Source organism: Bacillus cereus group sp. BfR-BA-01360, from assembly GCF_022663595.1.
Lineage (GTDB): Bacteria > Bacillota > Bacilli > Bacillales > Bacillaceae_G > Bacillus_A > Bacillus_A cytotoxicus.
In genome coordinates, this window is record NZ_JAKUFV010000059.1 from 1 (window position 1) to 2,415 (window position 2,415).

The window sequence follows — 2,415 nt, forward strand, 5'->3', positions numbered from 1 at the left end:
TAAAGTTCTTGTTTGCCATACGGACACTTCCTCCTTGAAATCCATTGTAAGGACTTAACTAAGTTGTGTCCATATGACTATACTAACTCCATCCTTTTGGAAGTTCATTATAATTTAATATGGCTAATAATGCATTATTATAAATCGCTGTTTCAAAAATATCTCCCAAATTTCCACCGATTGATCCAAATAACCCTTGTACAGTTATAACCGCTGTAAGTAAAGCTACATATGAACCAATTGATAAATTTGCGTCAAATATTTGATAAACCAAGAAAATAGATACTCCAAAACTAGCCAATTGCAACAAAAGAGATGCAATTGACCTAGATTTCAATTCCCATAGAGCTAAACTGATTTTTTTATCTTGTGTAAACTTAAATAAGTTTTTCCATTTATTTAGTAAATATTCCCCTAAATTATACATTTTAATTTCTTTTAAACTTCTTTTATCTGTAAATAAACCATCAGTAAAATTCATTTCCCTCTCTTTTTCGGAAATATCTTTTTCTATATAATACCCTTTAAGTTTTGACCAAAAGGCTAGAATAATACCTGGTAAAGTAGATAAAAATAATGCAAAAGGTAATGACCAATGTATAGTTAACAAAATTCCAAAAATACCAATCAAAGAAATTAGACTACCTATTGAATAACAGTCTCGATACAATAACCATCGTTTTAAATCATTGCCATTTTAAATGAGAAGTACATGTAACGTTGCTGCTTATTTTTCAAGTTCTCAATTAAAATTGCTTTATGCTTAAAATCAATTTTTTCAGGCAGTAACTCTAAACACTTTGATATTACGGAAATAGTTAGCAATCGTTGTATCGCTTAGTAGCTTTTTGTAATCCGTCCGATTATGTAGGCGATTAATATCGTTAGCTATTGTTGTAGCAGCCACGGTGTACTTTCCACGTTCCTTTAAATACTTAATTGCCAATTTTGTACGACCTTTACTTTTCCCGCTTCCTCCACTTGATACGTCTCTCTCATGTACAATAAAGATAAATTTAGCGTCTGGTCATAGCTTTTCAACGTTTTAGTCGATAAGTTTTTACTTGAACAATACAACATAAAATTATCTAGCTGTAATTCAAATTCAGTCAAAACAAAAACACCATCTCTCATTAGTTTGATTCACAAACGAATAAAAGACGGTGTTTATTAAAATGCATTAACAGTATTTGTTGGTAACTTTACATTGCCGCTAAACATAAAAAAACACTGCTATATCTACTCTCAACTCGCCTTATGTTCAAGTCTCAATTTATCCGCAACCATTGCAATAAATTCGGAATTCGTCGGTTTTGCTTTTGACATGGATACGGTATAACCGAATAAAGATGAGATAGAATCAATATTCCCACGGCTCCATGCTACTTCAATCGCATGTCGAATTGCACGTTCCACACGACTTGCAGTTGTATTATATTTCTTAGCGATATCTGGATATAATACTTTCGTAATAGATCCTAACAACTCAATGTCGTTGTACACCATAGAAATTGCTTCGCGTAAATACATATATCCTTTAATATGAGCTGGGACACCAATTTCGTGAATAATGCTCGTAATACTCGCATCTAAATTTTTCGGTTTTCCATCTGCTGTTGTTACCGATCGGAAAGATGGTAGTGGGCGTTTTATCGCAGCATTTGTTTTACCACTTACTTGACGAATATGACTCGTTAAATTCTCCATATCAAATGGTTTTAATATGAAATAAGAAGCTCCTAGATCAACTGCTTTCTTTGTCACATCTTCTTGCCCAAATGCTGTTAACATAATAACATTCGGTTGTTTTAGTCGTTCAATATGTCGCATTTTCTCCAGTACTGCTAGGCCATCTAAATGTGGCATAATAATGTCTAAAACGAGTACATCAGGTTGTTTTTCTTTTAATAAATTTAAACATTCTTGACCATTATAAGCCGTTCCGATTACTTCCATATCATCTTGGGCAGCAACATAACTTTCTAGCATTGATACCAATTCTTTATTATCATCCACAAGACATACTTTGATTTTCTCCACAGCTTTTCCTCCCTCACCGAATCAAATTTTCCGACATGTGTAAGCTTCTAGGCTACATGAATTGTTCGACAATTGTGTGAAATTTCCCTTTTAAAGTTTCTAAATTCCGATAAAATCACAAAAAAATATATTTATCGTTCATTTCTTTTTTTTCGCATCACATTCCATCATAGAATTACAACGAAATATCCATTCTTTTCTTTTATTTTACAACAAAAAACAGCTCTTGCGGAGCTTTTCCAAAATTTCAACGAATTTCTCAATAAAAAAGCAAGCTGATACACTAATCTGTACCCTTTGTAAAGGACATTTTAAAAAAAGTTAGGCAGCCGCGAGAAGATGATTTCTGTATTCAACAGGAGTCATCTTCTTTAA

3 protein-coding genes are annotated in these 2,415 nt (G+C 32.7%); all 3 read right to left on the reverse strand.

Features of this window, described 5'->3' with window-relative positions; all coding sequences use genetic code 11:
- Positions 1-82: 82 nt before the first annotated feature.
- The 3 genes from MR056_RS21815 to spo0A all read right to left on the reverse strand — a co-directional run bounded on the left by MR056_RS21815 (position 83) and on the right by spo0A (position 2,040).
- Positions 83-631: an ABC transporter ATP-binding protein gene (locus MR056_RS21815; protein ID WP_242136721.1), complete on the reverse strand. Its 549-nt coding sequence runs from the start codon at positions 629-631 to the stop codon at positions 83-85.
- 296 nt (positions 632-927) lie between these two features.
- Positions 928-1,113 carry a hypothetical protein gene (locus tag MR056_RS21820; RefSeq protein ID WP_242136722.1) on the reverse strand — a complete coding sequence of 62 codons (186 nt, stop codon included), beginning with the start codon at positions 1,111-1,113 and terminating at the stop codon, positions 928-930.
- A gap of 132 nt (positions 1,114-1,245) precedes the next feature.
- Positions 1,246-2,040 (reverse strand): sporulation transcription factor Spo0A, encoded by a 795-nt coding sequence (gene spo0A / locus MR056_RS21825; RefSeq protein ID WP_012095325.1) that lies wholly within the window; start codon positions 2,038-2,040, stop codon positions 1,246-1,248.
- Positions 2,041-2,415 lie beyond the last annotated feature (375 nt).